Origin of the sequence: Caloramator sp. ALD01 (assembly GCF_000472625.1) — a bacterium.
GTDB classification, from domain to species: domain Bacteria; phylum Bacillota; class Clostridia; order Clostridiales; family Caloramatoraceae; genus Thermobrachium; species Thermobrachium proteoclasticum.
The window spans coordinates 28910-46967 of sequence record NZ_KI421441.1 but is presented as its reverse complement, the minus strand read 5'-3'; the positions used below and the strand labels follow the sequence as shown (position 1 = coordinate 46967).

The window sequence follows — 18058 nt, the reverse complement described above, 5'->3', positions numbered from 1 at the left end:
AATGAAATTGATTTAAAACAAATTATTGAATTATTATCTATATTGTTGTATGCTATAATAAGGAAAGGGGGCGTTAAATTGATTTTAAAGGCTATAATTCTTGGTATTATTGAGGGACTTACTGAATTTTTACCTGTATCCTCAACAGGACATCTCATAATTGCAAACAAATTTATAAGCTTTACGGGAGACTTTGCAAATGCATTTAATGTTGTAATACAGGTGGGTGCTATACTTGCCGTTATATTTTATTATAAGGATAAAATTTTTCCTAAGTTTGATGATAAAATACAATCGAAGAAGGTATTTAACTTATGGTATAAGGTTGTAGTAGGATTTATTCCTGCACTTATATTAGGATTTTTATTTGATGATTATATAGAAGAGCACTTTTTTAACCCCAAAACAGTAGCCCTTGCGTTGATAGTTGGAGCAATACTTCTTTTATATGCAGAGGCAAGATTAAAGAGGGTTAAGGTAGATAGTGTAGATAGGATGTCCTATAAGGATGCGTTTATGGTGGGGGTATTTCAATGTCTTGCTCTTTGGCCTGGTATGTCAAGGTCTGCATCCACAATAATAGGAGGATTATTTTTAGGCCTATCAAGGGAGGCAGCAGCAGAGTTTTCCTTCTTTTTAGCACTTCCAACTATAATAGGTGCTTCAGTTTTGAAGATATTTAAGGCAGGATTTATGTTTACACCCTATGAATGGTTGGTTCTATTTGTTGGAACTTTTGTTTCATTCATTGTAGCCTTAATTGTAATTGCAGCATTTATGAGCTACATAAAGAAGAAGAAGTTGGCACCATTTGCGTATTACAGAATTATACTTGGTATAATAGTGTTACTTTTATTATAAAAGTAGAATAAGCTGGCATTGCCAGCTTATTCTACTTTATAGTATCCTTTAGTCCTCATCATATTAAATATAGTCTCTGCGTGTCCCTGTTCCTCCTGCTGAATATGCTGAAGCTGTTTTCTTATATTTGTATCAACAGTTTCAAGTATTGCTGTGTTGTAGTTTGAAGAAACGTGTTTTTCTGTAGATAGTGAATCGTTCATAAGCTGTGCATCTGAGAAGGAGAGGTTTTGTTGGTTTTGTGCAGAGGATGGCTTGTTATAGCTCTCATAGATGCTGGTATAATTTACACCATTTTGATTTAGTATATTTTTAAGGGTTGTGGCGTGCTGCTGTTCATATCCTGCAAGGGTTGTAAACATATTCTTTACATCAGCGTCAGTGGATAAAGCGGCATATTGTTCGTATTTTCTTATGCAAAGATATTCAGCATCAAGATTTTCCTTTAGATAAGTTACTTCCTTTTGAGTTAGCATATCATACACCTCCAACAATATTTTTTGCAATTATATGATTTATATCACATTAATTTAAAAGTTTTTAAGATATAATAAGATTGAAATTAAACGGAGGTGATATTATGGCAATAAGAAAGATTGTGCATATAGATGAAGAAAAGTGCAACGGATGTGGATTATGTATTCCAAATTGTGCAGAGGGAGCACTGCAAATTGTTGACGGTAAAGCAAAGCTTGTAAAGGATATTTACTGTGATGGATTAGGTGCTTGTCTTGGACATTGCCCACAGGGTGCGATTTCAATAATTGAAAGAGAAGCAGATGAATTTGACGAAAAGGCAGTAGAAGAACATCTAAAATCCCAAACTAAACTTGAACAAACAATTAGTCCTCATCATCACTCTCACCATATTGGAGGGGGCTGCCCTGGAAGTATGATGAGACAGATTAAAAGAGAGGATAATGTATCACAGGATGTAAAGGTAGCGTCAAGATTAAGACAATGGCCTGTCCAATTAAGCCTTGTTCCTCCAACAGCCCCATATTTAAATGGAGCAGATCTTTTAATTACAGCAGACTGTGTTCCGTTTGCCTATGGAAACTACCACAATGACTTTTTGAAGGATAGGGCGGTTGTTGTAGGTTGTCCAAAACTTGATGATATAGAATACTATACAGAAAAGTTAACTGATATAATAAGATTAAACAATCTTGAGAGCATTACTGTGTTAAAGATGGAGGTTCCCTGCTGTAGTGGAATGATGTATGCAGCAAAAACAGCAAGGGATAGAGCAGGTTCTGACATACCAATAAAGGTTATAACAATTGGTATAGAAGGGGATATAATAAAAAGAGAATATGTTTAAAAGTAAAAAATTACAAGGAATAAAAAATCACCTCTACTAAAAAATAATTAGTAGAGGTGATTGCTTTGAAAAAGAAAACAACATTACTAACTCTACTAATTTTTCTAATGATATTTTCAGTAGCATTTGCACAGGATACATACTATACTGTACAGCCTGGAGATAGTATGTGGAAGATTGCTCAAAAATATCAGGTTGGTATATCTGAAATAGTTGCAGCAAACCCTGAAATCAAAAATCCTGCTCTAATATACCCAGGGCAGAAGATAAAAATCCCTGTAATTGAAACAAAGGCAATTGAGAGTGAGGTTGTGAGGCTTGTAAATATTGAAAGGTCAAAGGCAGGCCTTCCAGCACTAAAGGAAAATTGGCAGTTATCGAGGGTTGCAAGGTATAAGTCCCAAGATATGATAAACAAAAATTATTTTTCTCATTATTCACCAACCTATGGTTCACCCTTTGATATGATTGAATCCTTTGGTATAAAGTTTTCAGCAGCAGGTGAAAACATAGCTATGGGACAGAGAACCCCACAGGAGGTAATGAATGCTTGGATGAACTCACCAGGGCATAGAAGTAACATTTTAAGTCCATCCTATACTGAAATAGGTGTTGGACTTGCAAAGGATAAGTCAGGAAGGTGTTATTGGACACAGATGTTTATAAAACCTATAAGGTAAACAAAAAAGTCGCCTATTTTTAATTGGGCGACTTTTTTACTTTATTATTAATAAAAAGTAACAACTATCATACTTTTTTTATATTTTATCTCTTTAAAAAATTTTTCAAAAATAATATAATTACTATGTATATTAAATAAATTAAGAAAGGGGATAAATATGTATATTGGTATAGACTTAGGAGGGACAAACATAGCCGCTGGATTAGTTGATGAAAGCGGAAAAATACTTTATACAAAATCAACTCCAACGCTTGCTTCAAGAGGATATAAGGACGTAATTAGTGATATGAATAGATTAGTTAAGGAAATTATTGAGGAATCAAAGGTTGAAAAAAATGAAATAAAAGCAATAGGTATAGGTATTCCAGGGCTTGCTGATAAGGATGGAAATGTTATATTCTGCGTTAACTTAGGATGGGAGAACATTCCTTTAAGAAAAATGATGGAGGAAGAATTAAATATTCCTGTATTTATAGACAATGACGCAACAGTTGCAGCACTTGCAGAATATGAATTTGGTGCAATGAAGGGGTGTCAAAGTGGAGTACTTCTTACACTTGGTACAGGAGTAGGTGGAGGAATAGTTTTAAATGGTGAAGTATATAGTGGTGCCCACGGAGTAGGTTCAGAAATAGGACATATGATTATAGGAGAAAACTTCTATAACTGTAACTGTGGAAAGAATGGATGTTTTGAAACCTTTGCTTCATCAACAGCTATAATTAGATATGCACAAAAGCTAATAAAGGAAGGAAATACAGATACAAAGATATTAGAGCTTGCTGAAGGAGATTTAGAAAAGATAAATGCAAAGATTATATTTGACTGTGCAAAGGAAGGCGACAGGGTTGCTAAAATGGCAGTAGATAGACTTGTAAAATACCTTGTTATTGGAATTTTCAACATAGTAAACTTTATGGATCCAGAGGTTATAGCGTTAGGTGGAGGAGTATCTAATGCTGGAGAATATTTATTAAATTTAGTACGTCAAGAATATGAAAAGAACAAATTTTTCAAAACACTTCCAGCAGCTAAAATTGAACTTGCTAAGTTCAAAAATGACGCTGGAATATTAGGAGCTGCGATGCTTGGAAAGCACGGAGTAAAATAGTAGCAAACACATACCACCCTGCATATTATAACAATATGCGGGGTGGTTTTTTTATGATATATGCAGTAATAATGTCAGGAGGACTTGGTTCAAGATTTTGGCCAAAATCAAGGAAAGGACTTCCTAAGCAGTTTTTAAAGATAATTGGGCAAAAAACAATGATAGAAAACACTGTTGATAGAATATCCACTATTATTCCAAAGGAAAACATATATGTTGTTACAAATCAAAGTTATGTTGGGATTATTAAGAAGCTATTAGGAATTGACAATAAAAATATATTTAAAGAACCTCTAAACAAAGAGACTGCCTCCTGCATAGGCCTTGCAGCTGTTAAACTTTTAAAAAAGGATTTTGAGGCCACAATGGTTGTTCTTCCATCAGACCACCTAATAATAGGGCAGGAGGATTTTGAACAAACCATAAAAAGAGCAGTAGAAGTAGCACAGGATGGAGACTACTTAGTTACAATGGGAGTAACACCAACACGACCGGAAATAGGTTATGGATATATTGAAGTTGGGGAAAAACTTCAGGATGGTGTTTTTAAGGTAAAAAGATTTATAGAAAAACCAAACTTAGATGTAGCAACCTCATTTTTAGAAAAGGGAAATTTCCTCTGGAATAGTGGAATGTTTGTGTGGAGGGCAGATTACCTCCATACCAAATTGCGATATGTAAAAATATATTTTATTATAAGGTATATTTTATATATTTAATGATTATACTTATAAATAGGTGTTTTATGAGAAAATTTCTCAAAAATATAGCGTTTATTTTTAAAATATTGTATAATTAACCTAAAGTAAAGGTAGGTGATGGAGATGTTAGTTCAATTTAACTTTGAAAACTTCAAATCCTTTAGAGATGAAAACACATTGGATATGACTGCAACAAGCATTAAGGAACATCCATACAATGTTATTGAATATACATCAAAGGATAGATTCCTTAAAGTTGCTACCATATATGGTGCAAATGCCAGTGGTAAATCAAATGTAATTGAAGCATTTAATTTTATGAGATATTTTGTATTAAACTCCCTTGCGATAAATGAAGATATCACTAAAAAAGATGAAATTATTCCTGTAAAGAGCTTTGCATTCGATGATAATAAAAATGAGACTTCTCTATTTGAGTTTTTTTCATAGTAGATAATGTGGAATACCAATATGGATTTACTGTAGATAATAAAAGAATTCACGAGGAATGGCTATATTCAAGGAATATAAGAAGAAAAAATACAACAACATTATTCCAAAGAGAAGGCAATGATATAGTTTGTGGTGCCAAAATGAAGGATGCAGAAAAATTTATAGAATCTGTAGATGATAAAACTTTGTTTTTAACTTTAACAGCAAAGACAAATGTTAAGGTGTCAAAGATTGTGTTTAAATGGTTTTTAGATAGCTTTGTAATTGATTTTGGAGATAGCATATTTGAGGCATATATATCAAACTACCTATCTAATGAAATAATAACAGATGAAGTTTATAAGAAAAAAGTTGAGGAGTTTTTGATTGCAATAGATACAGGTATTAAAGGAATTAGAGTGGAAGAAATAAAGGATGACAAGAAGAAATATAGGATATTTGCTAAACACGCAACTAAAACTGGTGAAATGGTTGAAATACCATTTGAGGAGGAATCAAGCGGAACAATAAAGATGTTTTGTCTGTTTAATTTCTTCTTAAAATCATTGGAAAATGGGACTCCTTTGTTTATAGATGAATTGAATGCAAAACTTCATCCTCTACTTGTAAGATATATTATTAATATGTTCCACGACCCAGAGATTAATAAGAAAAATGCACAGCTAATATTTACAACCCACGATGTATCAACCTTAACAAAGGATGTATTTAGAAGAGATGAGATTTGGTTTACAGAAAAGGATGAGGAAGGAGTTTCAACGCTTTTCTCTTTAGTTGAATATAGATTAGAGGATAATAGCAAAGTAAGAAACGATGCAACCTATAACAAAGATTATCTATCAGGAAGGTATGGTGCTATTCCTATTTTAAGAGAATTCAACATATTGGAGGATTAAAATGGGAAGTGATAGAGAAGAAATATTTAAAAAGAGAAAAGGAATTATAATTGGCTTATATTTAAATTGAGTAGAAACAAAATAATGATGAACTATTCAAGAGAGAGTTATTGGAATCTAATATATTCTAATGACTCTTTTTCATTAGATTGTATTTGAAAAGAAAATTTATACTAATATAACAAAATAATGATAACTATTATAAAGATATAAAGAATATATGCTAATAGATAACAAAGTATTGAAAATTATATAGATTATCTGTAAAAAAATGTCGAAATAAATAGAAATTATTTATTTTATTGTAAAAACTTATTATAATAATTAATATAATGAAATAAATAACGAGTAATGTAAACTAAGACAAAAGAATTATAGGTATAATTAAAGGAGGGCAAAATGTATACTGAAGCAGTTGATAATTTATCAGGTTTAAAAATAGTTAATGATGATATTGATGTACAATTTGAGCTTATTCCTATCGTTGAAGATGATAAAAGCGATATAGGATATTCTAATTTAAAGAGGAATATTAAACAAAACATTAATCAACTTGAAGAAAATATAGCATTAAATGATGAATGGTTATTGAAATTAGATAAAGAAATAGACAGATTAACAAATCATGCAGATGGTATGGATTATATTATTGCAGTTGCAAGTGGATTGATTGCTGGAATAATAGACTCATTTTGGGTTGGTGAATTTAATTTTGATAGAGGTAAAGCTTGGGGTAATAAGTCAGTTAATGATTTTGTTATGAAAATTGCAAAATCAAAAGGATATAATGGAGATAGACTTGATGGAGCTATTAAATTTTTAGAGGATAATTACAAGATTCCAAGTGATAATATATGGAAAGATAAGGGGTTAGGTATTTCAGCAAGGAGCCATCATATTGATGATTTATCCCATCATCCAACAATTTTAGGGTTGTTTTTTTCTTTACTTACTCAATTTACTTGTAAAGCTTACTTTCAAAATAGTGCAGGTGTTTTTTCAGTAGTCGACATCGTAGATAAAAGCTTTATTGGTGATAATATACCAGATAAAATATTTTTAGGAACAGTGAACTGGTTTTTTCATTTGGTTAGTGATATGTCTGGTAGTAATAAAACTGCAGGTGTAGGAATGGGTATACCAGGTCCGATAGTATCTCTATTAAAAGAGATATCTTTGATACCAGGTATAAATAAAACTGATTTCCCTAAGAAGGTTAATGAGCTTTTTGTAAAGCATAGATTTGACCTGAGAAGTGAATTGGCTGTTGGTTATGAATTAAGTAGACAAGCTATACCTGTAATATTAAATGAATGTATGGTAAGGGCATTTTATTTTATTAGAAGATTAATACAAGAATTAAAAGAGAAACAAAGTTTTGAAAAGATAGATTGGAAAAAAGTAGCACCATTTAAAAACAGGACTATAGAGAGAATGATTACAATAGCACATGGTACATTTATGTCAGTGGATGTTTTAGATGCTATTATTAGAGGAGCAATAAAGTCTAAAGGTAATATGGCGTTTTTTGGGAAGGAGGTTTTATTAAGGATAAATTTTGTAGGTGTAGGTAGATTTGTAATAGCATTAGGTACTGATTTTAAGATGGGAATAGATAAGGAAAAACTAAGAAATGAAAGAATTTCAATATTATCTAAACAATTACAATTAAAGCAGGCTAAAATTTATTATAAAGAAGCTGGCATGTGGGTTTCAGCAGGAGAAACTTGCTATGAGATTACTAAAACATTAAATACAATGATACATGCTGTAGAGATTAGGAATAGAATGTGGGAAGAAAATATAGAATCAATTAAAAATATTGGTAGATACAGAGAAGGTATAGAATTGAATAATAAAGATTTATTAGATGATATGTTAGAGGAATTAAGATGGTAAAATGATATAAATATAGGAGGAAAATAAATGAAACAAGGAAACAGTGTTGCACTTCAAGATGTTACTTTAGTTGAAATAGGTAAACATATGGAAGAATTATTTGGTATAGATAAAGAAAACCCACTATTTAAGGAAGAGAATAAAATGCTATTAGAACCCAAATATTTAATAGGTTTAGTTGATGAAAATTTTAAAAAATTAGAGGAACTAAGTAATAAAATTGAAGAAACTAAAGTTTTAGCAGATAAAGCAAAACAAGATGCAGAAAAGGCAGCTACTTTTAAGGTTGGATTTTTTAATAAAGGTCAAGCAATAGAAAATTTACAACAAGCAACATCAAGTTTAACAGATGCATTAGAAAAAAATATAGAGGCAAATATTTTGACGTATGAATTTCAGAAACAAATATCTCAAATAACAAGAGGACTATTCTTATTAGGTATTAGAGATGTGGCAACAAATAGAATAATTGTTAAAAAATTAGAAGAAAATCTTAGGTCGGCTGCAGAGAAAAAATTATCTCAAGATGTTAAAGCACAAATTATTGATTTAATAAAACAATTAAAAGATAAAGAAGATATGATACAAAAACAAGAGAATATGAAAAATATCCTTAAAGAGCATGAAAGCCAATTAAAAGACCATATTAAAGTGTTAAATAATGTTTATTGTGAATTATTTAAACAAAGTGATTTAAACGAAAAGCAAGAAGAAAAAATTAATATGTTAGCTGATATCTTACAGAAAGAATCAGAATTAAATAAACATCAGCAGGATATCTTACAAATACAAGTGAGAATGAACGAAGAACAACAAGAAGAAATAAGAAAAATACAAGATTTATTATTATTTGAAACCAATTTTAATAGAGAGCAACAAGAGAAATTAAATCAATTGGAAAGTATATTAAATAAAGAAATGATATTAAATAAACATCAGCAACAAATCTTACAACTACAAGTGAAAATGAATGAAGAACAACAAGAAGAAATAAGAAAAATACAAGATTTATTATTATTTGAAACTAATTTTAATAGAGAGCAACAAGAGAAGTTAAACCAATTAGAAAGTAAATTAAATAAAGAAGTGGAATTGAACAAACATCAAGAGCAAATCTTACAATTACAAGTGAGACTGAATAAAGAGCAAGAACAAGAACTACAAAACATTAATATTAAATTAAATAGTCAATATGAACAGCTCTATCAAATGATAGAAAATATAAATAAGGAAAAAATAAAAAAAATTGAAGATGAACTAATTAATTTAAAAGCTTCCATTGATTCTAAAGCAAAAGAGTCCATACTGATAAGGATTAATTTAATATTTTTAATAATTACATTTGTTTTATCTATGTATATTCTAATATTTAGATAAATTTAAAATATTACTTTTAAATCGGTAGTGTAAAATAATTTGTGTATTTTTAGTAATTTTACCTATTTTCAAGACAAGAATATAGGTCTCCAATTAGTAATTTAATTTATAAAGAGCTGTTGATGACTTATAACCAAAAAGGCAGGCATCAAGCCTGCCTATTTATATATTATCTCTATGCTGTTGGTATCCCCATCCCAATAGACCTTATCAATGATATTTGTAAGGAGCCTTCTTTTATCCTCAAAGGAGCTTGTTTCAAACAGGGTATCAAACATTTCTATAGATTTGGCAAGAAACTTTATTTTTTCCTGTCTTGCTTCTTCAATTAAAACAGCCTCCTTTAACTCTGTTAGCTTCTTTTTAAGCACTTCATTTTCAGAGGATAGGTTTTCTATCTTTTGAATTATTATTTTTGCTGTATTAGAATCCTGTGTAAAGGATAGGGTGTTTGTAAGATTTCCTATCGCATCTTCATTTTGCTTTATGGTTGCATTTATTTTTTGAATTTCCTTTTCTGTATTTTGAGATGATATGTCATTTACATACTTTGAAAGTTCATCAATAAGCCTATCCTTATCTAAATATAGATTTCTTATGGCATCAACAACTGCCTTTTCAATATCATCCCCCTTTGCATTTTTATTATCACATCTGACTTTACCAGAGGAGACTTTAAGCCTACAAGTATAATAATGTGGGGCCTTACCAAGAGCTTTGCTATATACACCGTATGTAACCCTCATTGTAGTGCCACACTTTTTACATTTAACAAGCCCTGATAATAAACCAACCTTTGATTTTCCAAGCCTTGGAGCCATTGATTTGTTTTTCTCAAGTAGTCTTTGCACTGCTAACCAGTCCTTTGCTTCAATTATTCCTTCGTGTTTTGCAACTGAACAAATCCAATTAGATATGTCCTTATAATCAGTCTTTCCCTTTCGTTTGTTATATAAATATAATCCATGTATTCCATCAGGTTCACCTACAACAGTAATTCCTTTACTTTCAAGATATTCAAACACCTCCTTAGTGGCTTTTACGTATACAGGGTTAGTTAGAATAGTCTTTATCTTACTCTTTACAAAATCCTTATTCATTTTTGTTTTTATATTATTTTGTAAACAATATTTTTCAACTTGGCTAAGTGATTTAAGTTCAAGGTATTTACTGTATAAAAGTTTAATTAGCTGTAATTCCTCTTCAATGGGTTCAAGTTTAAACATTTTTCTTTCTTTAAGTTCGCTATCAAGATAAACTATAGGGGTACTTTTAAATCCCGTAGGGGTTTGCCCCCCAAGCCATCTGCCACTTTTAGCAAGTTCCAGCATATTATCTCTAATTCTCTCTGCGATAGTTTCCCTTTCAAGCTGTGCAAATACGCTGGCGATGTACATCATTGCCCTACCAATTGCAGTTGATGTGTCAAATTGTTCGGATACTGATATAAAGCTTATTTCATACTTTTCAAGTGTATTTATAAGGTTTGAAAAATCGGCTATATTTCTACTAACTCTATCTAATCTATAACATATAAGAACTTGGAATTTTCTTTTCTTTGCATCAGCTAAAAGTTTTTTAAATTCTGGTCTATCGACATTTTTACCAGAATAACCTTCATCCTCATAGATTATATAATCATATATTCCAAGTTTTGATAGATAGTCTTTACAAATGTTGATTTGATTTTCGATTGATTCTCCTTTTCCTGTGTACTTAGATTTTCTTGAATATATTGCTGCTGTTTTCACAGTTGTTCCTCCGAATTACTACAGGCTTTAAGTAGTTGTATTAGGTATTCTATTTCATTGGGATTTGAGGATAATCTTGACTTGATAATTTCAAGAACAGCATCTGTATATAAATCATTTAATCTTTTGAGATTTGACTCATTTTGAATTACAGTTATTTGATTAGACATAACCCCCCACCAATTGGATTGCTAAAAGAACCTTTTATAAACTATTTCTATTTCTTTATTGTGATTTATATATACCTTATTTAAAATCTTTTTATTTTTAGACAAATTATTATCATACTTAATATATTCCTCCAGAATATTTAATTGTTTCTCTTCACTTGATGCTTGTTCAAGTTTACTTTTTACTTCAGATATTTTTATAATATCATCAAAATCAGATAAGGTAGTCTTTCTTTTGACCATTTTACCCCCTCACAAAACTTGATTAGTATTATTTTATAGTTATGTTTTCAAAAAAATGTTAATTTTGATTAAATTTGAACGGTTCAATAACTGTTTAACAACGGTTATGTATGTTAAAATATATTTATTAAAAAAATTAAACTACTAATGGCTAAATTATTTATAAACAGGAGTGATAGAAATGTATAATTTCCAAGATAAGGTCGAATTTATATGGAGTATAGCTGAAATACTAAGGGGCCCATATAGAAAAGAAGAATATAGAAATGTAATATTGCCAATGTGTATTTTAAGAAGATTTGACTGTGTTTTAGACAACACAAAAGAATTGGTTTTAGAAGAGTATCAAAGGATGAAAAATCTTCCACAAGAGGCTATAGATGAAATACTAAACAGAAAATCTGGTTGTAATTTTAGTAATACAAGCAAATTTGATTTTAATAAACTTCTTTCAGACCCTGATAATATTGCAGACAATTTAAAGGACTATATTAATGGATTTTCTAAAAATGCAAGAGATATAATAGAACATTTTGATTTTTATAGAGAAATAGAAAAAATGGATAAAAATAATCTTTTATACTTAGTTGTAAAGAAGTTTAGTGAAATTGATTTGCACACTGATGTAGTTTCTAATACAGAAATGGGACTAATATTTGAAGAGTTAATTAGAAGATTTCTTGAAGATGCTGAGGCTGGTGACCACTATACTCCAAGAGAAGTCATTAAATTAATGGTTAATTTATTGTTTATATACGATGATGAGATTTTAACAAAACCAGGAATAACACAAACAATATATGACCCATGTGCGGGAACAGGTGGAATGGGGTTGGTGGCTCAAGACTATTTAAAAGAACTTAATCCAACTGCTAAACTTGAATTTTTTGCACAAGAAGTTAACCCACAATCCTATGCTATTTGTAAAGCAGATATGGTTATAAAGGGGCAAAATCCAAATAATATTGCACTTGGAAACACTTTATCACAGGATGCATTTAAAGATATGAAATTTGATTATATGATTACTAACCCTCCTTATGGAGTTGAGTGGAAACCAGCAGAAGAAGCAGTAAGAAGGGAATACGAAGAAAAAGGCTTTGATGGAAGATTTGGGGCAGGACTACCAAGAATATCAGATGGACAACTTTTATTCGTGCAACACCTTGTATCAAAAATGAAACGTGTTACAAATGAAAATCCTAAAGGCTCAAGAATTGCAATAATTATGAATGGTTCACCACTTTTTACAGGCGATGCAGGACAGGGAGAAAGTGAAATTAGAAGATGGCTAATTGAAAATGATTTAGTAGAAGGAATTGTAGCACTCCCAACAGACTTATTTTACAACACAGGAATTGCAACATATATTTGGATATTAACAAATAATAAACTTCCTGAACGCAAAGGAAAAATCCAATTAGTAAATGCAGTTGATTTTTATGAGAAGATGAAAAAGAGTTTAGGTAATAAGAGAAATTATATAACAGAAGAGCAAATAGAAGAAATTGTAAGAATATATGGTGATTTTAAAGAAAACAAGTATTGTAAAATATTTGATAATGAAGATTTTGGTTATAAGAAGATAGTTATAGAAAGACCATTAAGACTTAATTTTAAAGTAGATGAAGAAAGAATTAAAAATCTTTATGAAGAAACAGCATTTAAAAATTTAGCCACATCAAAGAAAAAAGGAGAAGCTGGACTTAAGGAAATAGAGGAAGGTAAAAAGTTGCAAAGCGATATAATAAATGCTTTAAACTCTATAAAATCAGATAAAATTTATAAGAATAGAAAAGAATTTACTGATGTATTAAAAACATTATTTAAAGAAAAACAACTAAAATTAAGTGCAAACATTTTAAAGGCAATTTTGTCTGCTCTATCTGAAAAGGATGAAACAGCAGATATATGTGTAGATTCTAAGGGAAATCCAGAGGCAGACCCAGATTTGAGAGATACAGAAAATGTACCACTAAAAGAGGATATATATGAATATTTTGAAAGGGAAGTTAAACCTCACGTTTCTGACGCTTGGATAGATGAAGATAAAACAAAAATAGGCTACGAAATACCTTTTACAAGACATTTTTATAAGTATGAACCATTAAGAAGCTCAGAGGAAATAAGAAATGAAATAATAGAACTTGAAAAGATTATACAGGAGAAGCTAAAGAAGGTGATGGAGATATGAGATATAAAAGGTATGAGAAATATAAGGATAGTGGAATAGAGTGGATAGGGGAAGTGCCAGAACATTGGGAAGTTAACAAATTAAAAAAATCTGTTATAAGTTTAAAAAATGGTATATGGGGTGAAGAACCAGAAAATGATGAAAATGACATATATTGCATAAGAATAATAGATTTTGATAGAAATAACTTTGAAGTTGAAGATAAATATTTTACAATTAGAAATTTACCAAAAGAAAAACAAATGCAATATTTATTAGATAAGGGAGATTTATTGATAGAAAAATCGGGTGGTGGAGAAAAACAACCCGTAGGCTTTGTAGCTCTATATAATCTTGATAAAAAAGCTATATATGCAAATTTTATAGCTAAAATGATATTAGATAAAGGGTGTGCAGATTCAAATTATTTTAAGTATTTACATTCAACAATATATGCAAAAAGAGTAAATGTAAGGTCAATAAAACAAACTACAGGCATTCAAAATTTAGACACAAATTATTATTTACAAGAATATGTTGTATATCCACCAATTAATGAACAAGTTAAAATAGCAAATTATCTTGACAAAAAAACTTCCGAAATAGATTCGCTTATCCAAGACAAAGAAAAATTAATATCACTACTTGAAGAAAAAAGACAAGCAATAATAACAGAAGCAGTGACAAAAGGACTAAATCCAAATGTAAAAATGAAGGATAGTGGAATAGAGTGGATAGGGGAGATACCAGAGCATTGGGAGGTTAAAAAGTTAAAATATATTGTAAGGAACGGAAAGGAAGGTATAAAAATAGGACCTTTTGGTAGTAGTTTAAAATTAGATGATATGGATGAAAACAATCCTTATAAAGTATATGGACAAGAAAATATAATCAATAATGATTTTACAAGAGGTAATAGGTTTATCACCCAAGAAAAATTTAATGAAATGCGTGGATATGAATTGTTTTCAGGAGATATTGTTATTTCTATGATGGGAACGATTGGAAAGTGCAAGGTAATACCATTAGGTATTCAACCTGGAATTATGGATTCGCACTTGATAAGATTAAGAACAAATAATGAGGTTATGTTACCAAAATTTTTTGAACATTTAATTGATAATGCCAATTATATTAAAGAACAAATGAATTGCATGAGTAAAGGTTCAATAATGAGCGGCTTAAATTCATCTATAATAAAAGAAATTATTTTAGTTGTTCCAAGTGTTATGGAACAAAAAAGAATAGTCGATTTCCTTGACAAAAAAACTTCCGAAATAGATTCACTTATTAATGATATTAAGCAACAAATTCAAAAACTAAAAGAATATCGTCAATCATTAATATTTGAAGCTGTTACAGGCAAAATTGATTTAAGAGATATTACACTACAATAAATTGGGGAGGGGAATTTGTATGTCCATTGACCATACTGAAAAAGGTTTTGAAACCAATATTGAAGATTATTTGATTAATATAAACGGTTATAGAAAGCGTAATTTAAAAGAAGATGCATTAGAAACTTTCAAAAAAATTGCAATAGATGTAGATATTTTATTTGAATTTTTAGAATCAACACAAGCAAAAGAAATAGAAAAGTTAAAGAATGTATATAAATCATCATATAAAGAAAAAATCATTGAAAGAATTAATAGAGAACTTAATAAGAGGGGATTAATAGATTGCCTAAGACATGGTATTAAAGATTATGGTGTTCATTTAAAACTTGCATATAATAGACCTGCAAATAATTTAAATTATACGTTATTAAACTTATACACTAAAAACATATTTACAGTTTCAAGACAAGTACATTATAGTGAAAAAAACAATAATAGTGTAGATATGATGATAATGCTTAATGGATTACCAATAATGATTTTGGAGCTTAAAAATCCTCTTACTGGTCAAACTGTTGAAGATGCAAAATTGCAGTATATGACTGATAGAGACCCTAATGAAATTTTATTTAAATTTAAAAAAAGAGCAATAGTATTCTTTGCAGTTGATACTGAAGAAGTTTATATGACTACAAAGTTAGAGGGAAAGAACACAGTGTTTTTACCATTTAACAAAGGAAATAATGGAGGAAGCGGAAACCCAGAAGTAGAAGGGAAATATAAAACATACTATCTATGGGAAGAGATATTGCAAAAGGACAGTTTACTTGATATATTATTTAATTTTGTTTTTATAAAGAAAGAGCAGATAAAAGATAGTACAGGTGAAATAGTAGAAGAAAAAGAAACATTAATTTTCCCAAGATATCATCAATTAGATGTAGTAAGAAAGTTAGAATATGATACTAAAAATTATAGAACGGGAAGAAATTATTTAATTCAACATTCAGCAGGAAGTGGAAAAACCAATAGTATTTCATGGCTTGCACATAGACTTGCAAAGCTTCATGATAAAGATAATAACCCTATATTCAATAGCGTTATAGTTATAACTGATAGAAGAGTATTGGATAAGCAATTACAAGATGCTATTTACCAAATTGAACATAAAGCAGGAATGGTTGCAAAGATAGAAAAAGATTCAAATCAATTAGCAGAAGCATTGATTAATGGAACAAGAATAATAATAACAACGTTGCAAAAGTTCCCTTATATTATTGAAAAAATAAATGGTCTTGAAACAAGAAACTACGCAATTATTATAGATGAAGCCCATTCATCACAAACAGGGAAGTCTGCGGCTGCTTTAAGGTTAGTTTTGTCTGCGAATGATTTAAATGAAGCAGAAGAGTTAGATAAACAAAATGAAGAAGATGATTTAGAAGATAAAATAAATGAAGAAATAAAAAAATTAGGTCCTCATAGCAATATATCGTATTATGCATTTACAGCTACACCAAAGGCTAAAACTCTTGAGTATTTTGGTATAAGGGGAGATGATGGTAAATATTATCCGTATCATGTGTATTCGATGAGGCAAGCCATTGAAGAGGGATTTATTTTAGATGTATTAAAGAACTATGTTACCTACAAAACCTTCTATAAAATATCTAAAAAAATAGAAGAAGACCCTGAAGTTCCATCAAGAAAAGCGGCAAAGGCTATAGCAAAATATGTATCATTACATCCCCACAATATAGCACAGAAAACAGAAATAATGATTGAACATTTTAGGCAAGTAACAAGACATAAAATTGGTGGAAGAGCCAAAGCAATGGTTGTTACAAGTTCAAGATTACATGCAGTAAGATATAAACAAGCATTTGATAAATATATAAATGAAAAAGGATACAACGATTTAAAAGCTTTAGTGGCATTTTCGGGAACAGTAATTGATGATGGTGTAGAGTATACAGAAGAAGGTATAAATAGAATAAGTGAAAGGGAATTACCAGAGAAATTTAAATCTGATGAATATAAGGTATTACTTGTTGCTGAAAAATATCAGACAGGCTTTGATGAACCACTACTTCATACTATGTATGTTGATAAAAAGCTTGAAGGTATTAAAGCAGTACAAACATTGTCAAGGCTAAATAGAACATGTAAAGGTAAAAATGACACATTCATATTGGATTTTGTTAATGACCCTGAAGAAATCAAAAAGGCATTCCAAACCTTTTATGAAGTTACAGAATTAGAATGTGCAACTGACCCAAATGTTTTGTATGATTTACAGAATGAATTAAATGCAGTACAGGTATATACAGAAGATGAAATATTAGATGTGGTAAAACTTGAGTTTGAAAATAAATTAAAATCACCAAAAGGACAAGAGAAACTCAACTCTATTCTTGATAAGGCAGTAGAAAGATTTAAAAAACTTCCAAAAGAAGAACAAGAACAGTTTAAAAGTGTTGCTAATAAGTATGTTAGAACATACTCTTTCATTCTTCAGATAGGACCTTTTGCGGATACAGAATTGCATAAACTATATATTTATTTGAATTTTCTTCTTAAGAAACTACCGAAATCAGGTTCAGTTAAGCTAAATTTAGCAGATGAAGTAGCTTTAGAATATTATAAAAATCAGAAAACCTTTGATGGAAGCATTTCGTTAATTAGAGAAGATAGAGCAACCTTGAAGCCTACTTCCTTTGGAAAATCAATAAATGAAGAGGAAAAAACAAAATTATCTGCTATAATAGAAAAACTTAATAAAAGATTTGGCACAGAATTTACAGAGACTGACAGGTTAACTATAGACCAATTAGAACAAGATAGTATTAACAATGAGGATATCAGAATTAGTGCAAATAGTAATGATTTTGATAACTTCAAGTTAGATTACACAAAGGCGTTTATGGATATTTTAATTAATAGAAGAGAAGAGAATGAAAAACTATTCCTTAAAATAATGACTGAGGATGAGTTTAAGAGTGTGGTATTTGACTATTTAGCTAAGAAAGTATATGACCAATTAAGAAATACTGCTATATAAAATTTGTCGGCAATCG

General features: G+C 30.0%; 16 protein-coding genes. 12 read left to right on the top strand and 4 right to left on the bottom strand.

The window, feature by feature from the left end:
• Positions 1-78: 78 nt before the first annotated feature.
• Positions 79-861: an undecaprenyl-diphosphate phosphatase gene (locus A3M9_RS0112455; RefSeq protein ID WP_027309464.1), complete on the top strand. Its 783-nt coding sequence runs from the start codon at positions 79-81 to the stop codon at positions 859-861.
• A 26-nt stretch (positions 862-887) separates the two neighbouring features.
• Here the strand turns inward: A3M9_RS0112455 and A3M9_RS0112450 are convergent, their stop codons facing one another.
• On the bottom strand, positions 888-1337 hold the full coding sequence (locus tag A3M9_RS0112450; RefSeq protein WP_027309463.1) for a DUF3231 family protein: 450 nt from the start codon (positions 1335-1337) through the stop codon (positions 888-890).
• A 104-nt stretch (positions 1338-1441) separates the two neighbouring features.
• Here A3M9_RS0112450 and A3M9_RS0112445 point away from each other — a divergent pair, with 104 nt between their 5' ends.
• From A3M9_RS0112445 to A3M9_RS0112415, 8 genes are all read left to right on the top strand, one after another.
• Positions 1442-2185 carry an ATP-binding protein gene (locus A3M9_RS0112445; RefSeq protein WP_027309462.1) on the top strand — a complete coding sequence of 248 codons (744 nt, stop codon included), beginning with the start codon at positions 1442-1444 and terminating at the stop codon, positions 2183-2185.
• Between the two features lie 107 nt (positions 2186-2292).
• Positions 2293-2865, top strand: a complete 573-nt coding sequence (safA, locus tag A3M9_RS0112440; protein WP_370882862.1) for a SafA/ExsA family spore coat assembly protein — start codon at positions 2293-2295, stop codon at positions 2863-2865.
• Between the two features lie 159 nt (positions 2866-3024).
• Entirely contained in the window at positions 3025-3978 is a 954-nt protein-coding gene (locus tag A3M9_RS0112435; protein WP_027309460.1) for an ROK family protein, read from the top strand.
• A gap of 53 nt (positions 3979-4031) precedes the next feature.
• Complete coding sequence (locus A3M9_RS13995) at positions 4032-4697, top strand: mannose-1-phosphate guanylyltransferase (protein WP_051350744.1); 666 nt, start codon at positions 4032-4034, stop codon at positions 4695-4697.
• A gap of 99 nt (positions 4698-4796) precedes the next feature.
• On the top strand, positions 4797-5129 hold the full coding sequence (locus A3M9_RS15000; protein WP_256379690.1) for an ATP/GTP-binding protein: 333 nt from the start codon (positions 4797-4799) through the stop codon (positions 5127-5129).
• Between the two features lie 8 nt (positions 5130-5137).
• Entirely contained in the window at positions 5138-6028 is an 891-nt protein-coding gene (locus A3M9_RS13990) for an ATP/GTP-binding protein (protein WP_256379689.1), read from the top strand.
• Positions 6029-6427: 399 nt separating this feature from the next.
• Positions 6428-7927 (top strand): hypothetical protein, encoded by a 1500-nt coding sequence (locus A3M9_RS0112420; RefSeq protein WP_035166727.1) that lies wholly within the window; start codon positions 6428-6430, stop codon positions 7925-7927.
• 27 nt (positions 7928-7954) lie between these two features.
• On the top strand, positions 7955-9304 hold the full coding sequence (locus tag A3M9_RS0112415) for a hypothetical protein (RefSeq protein ID WP_027309458.1): 1350 nt from the start codon (positions 7955-7957) through the stop codon (positions 9302-9304).
• Between the two features lie 158 nt (positions 9305-9462).
• Here the strand turns inward: A3M9_RS0112415 and A3M9_RS0112410 are convergent, their stop codons facing one another.
• The 3 genes from A3M9_RS0112410 to A3M9_RS0112400 are packed head-to-tail and all read right to left on the bottom strand — an operon-like array spanning position 9463 to position 11468.
• Positions 9463-11055: a recombinase family protein gene (locus tag A3M9_RS0112410; RefSeq protein ID WP_027309457.1), complete on the bottom strand. Its 1593-nt coding sequence runs from the start codon at positions 11053-11055 to the stop codon at positions 9463-9465.
• Positions 11052-11225, bottom strand: coding sequence for a hypothetical protein (locus A3M9_RS14740; RefSeq protein WP_156897916.1), 174 nt, complete (start codon positions 11223-11225; stop codon positions 11052-11054). The genes A3M9_RS0112410 and A3M9_RS14740 overlap by 4 nt, the downstream gene beginning before the upstream one ends.
• A gap of 21 nt (positions 11226-11246) precedes the next feature.
• Complete coding sequence (locus tag A3M9_RS0112400) at positions 11247-11468, bottom strand: hypothetical protein (RefSeq protein ID WP_027309456.1); 222 nt, start codon at positions 11466-11468, stop codon at positions 11247-11249.
• Positions 11469-11649: 181 nt separating this feature from the next.
• Here A3M9_RS0112400 and A3M9_RS0112395 point away from each other — a divergent pair, with 181 nt between their 5' ends.
• The 3 genes from A3M9_RS0112395 to A3M9_RS0112385 are packed head-to-tail and all read left to right on the top strand — an operon-like array spanning position 11650 to position 18042.
• A complete protein-coding gene (locus A3M9_RS0112395) occupies positions 11650-13662 on the top strand; it encodes a class I SAM-dependent DNA methyltransferase (protein ID WP_027309455.1) in 2013 nt (670 codons plus the stop codon).
• Positions 13659-15038, top strand: a complete 1380-nt coding sequence (locus A3M9_RS13985; RefSeq protein ID WP_035166725.1) for a restriction endonuclease subunit S — start codon at positions 13659-13661, stop codon at positions 15036-15038. The genes A3M9_RS0112395 and A3M9_RS13985 overlap by 4 nt, the downstream gene beginning before the upstream one ends.
• Before the next feature lie 19 nt (positions 15039-15057).
• Positions 15058-18042 (top strand): type I restriction endonuclease subunit R, encoded by a 2985-nt coding sequence (locus A3M9_RS0112385; protein ID WP_027309454.1) that lies wholly within the window; start codon positions 15058-15060, stop codon positions 18040-18042.
• Positions 18043-18058 lie beyond the last annotated feature (16 nt).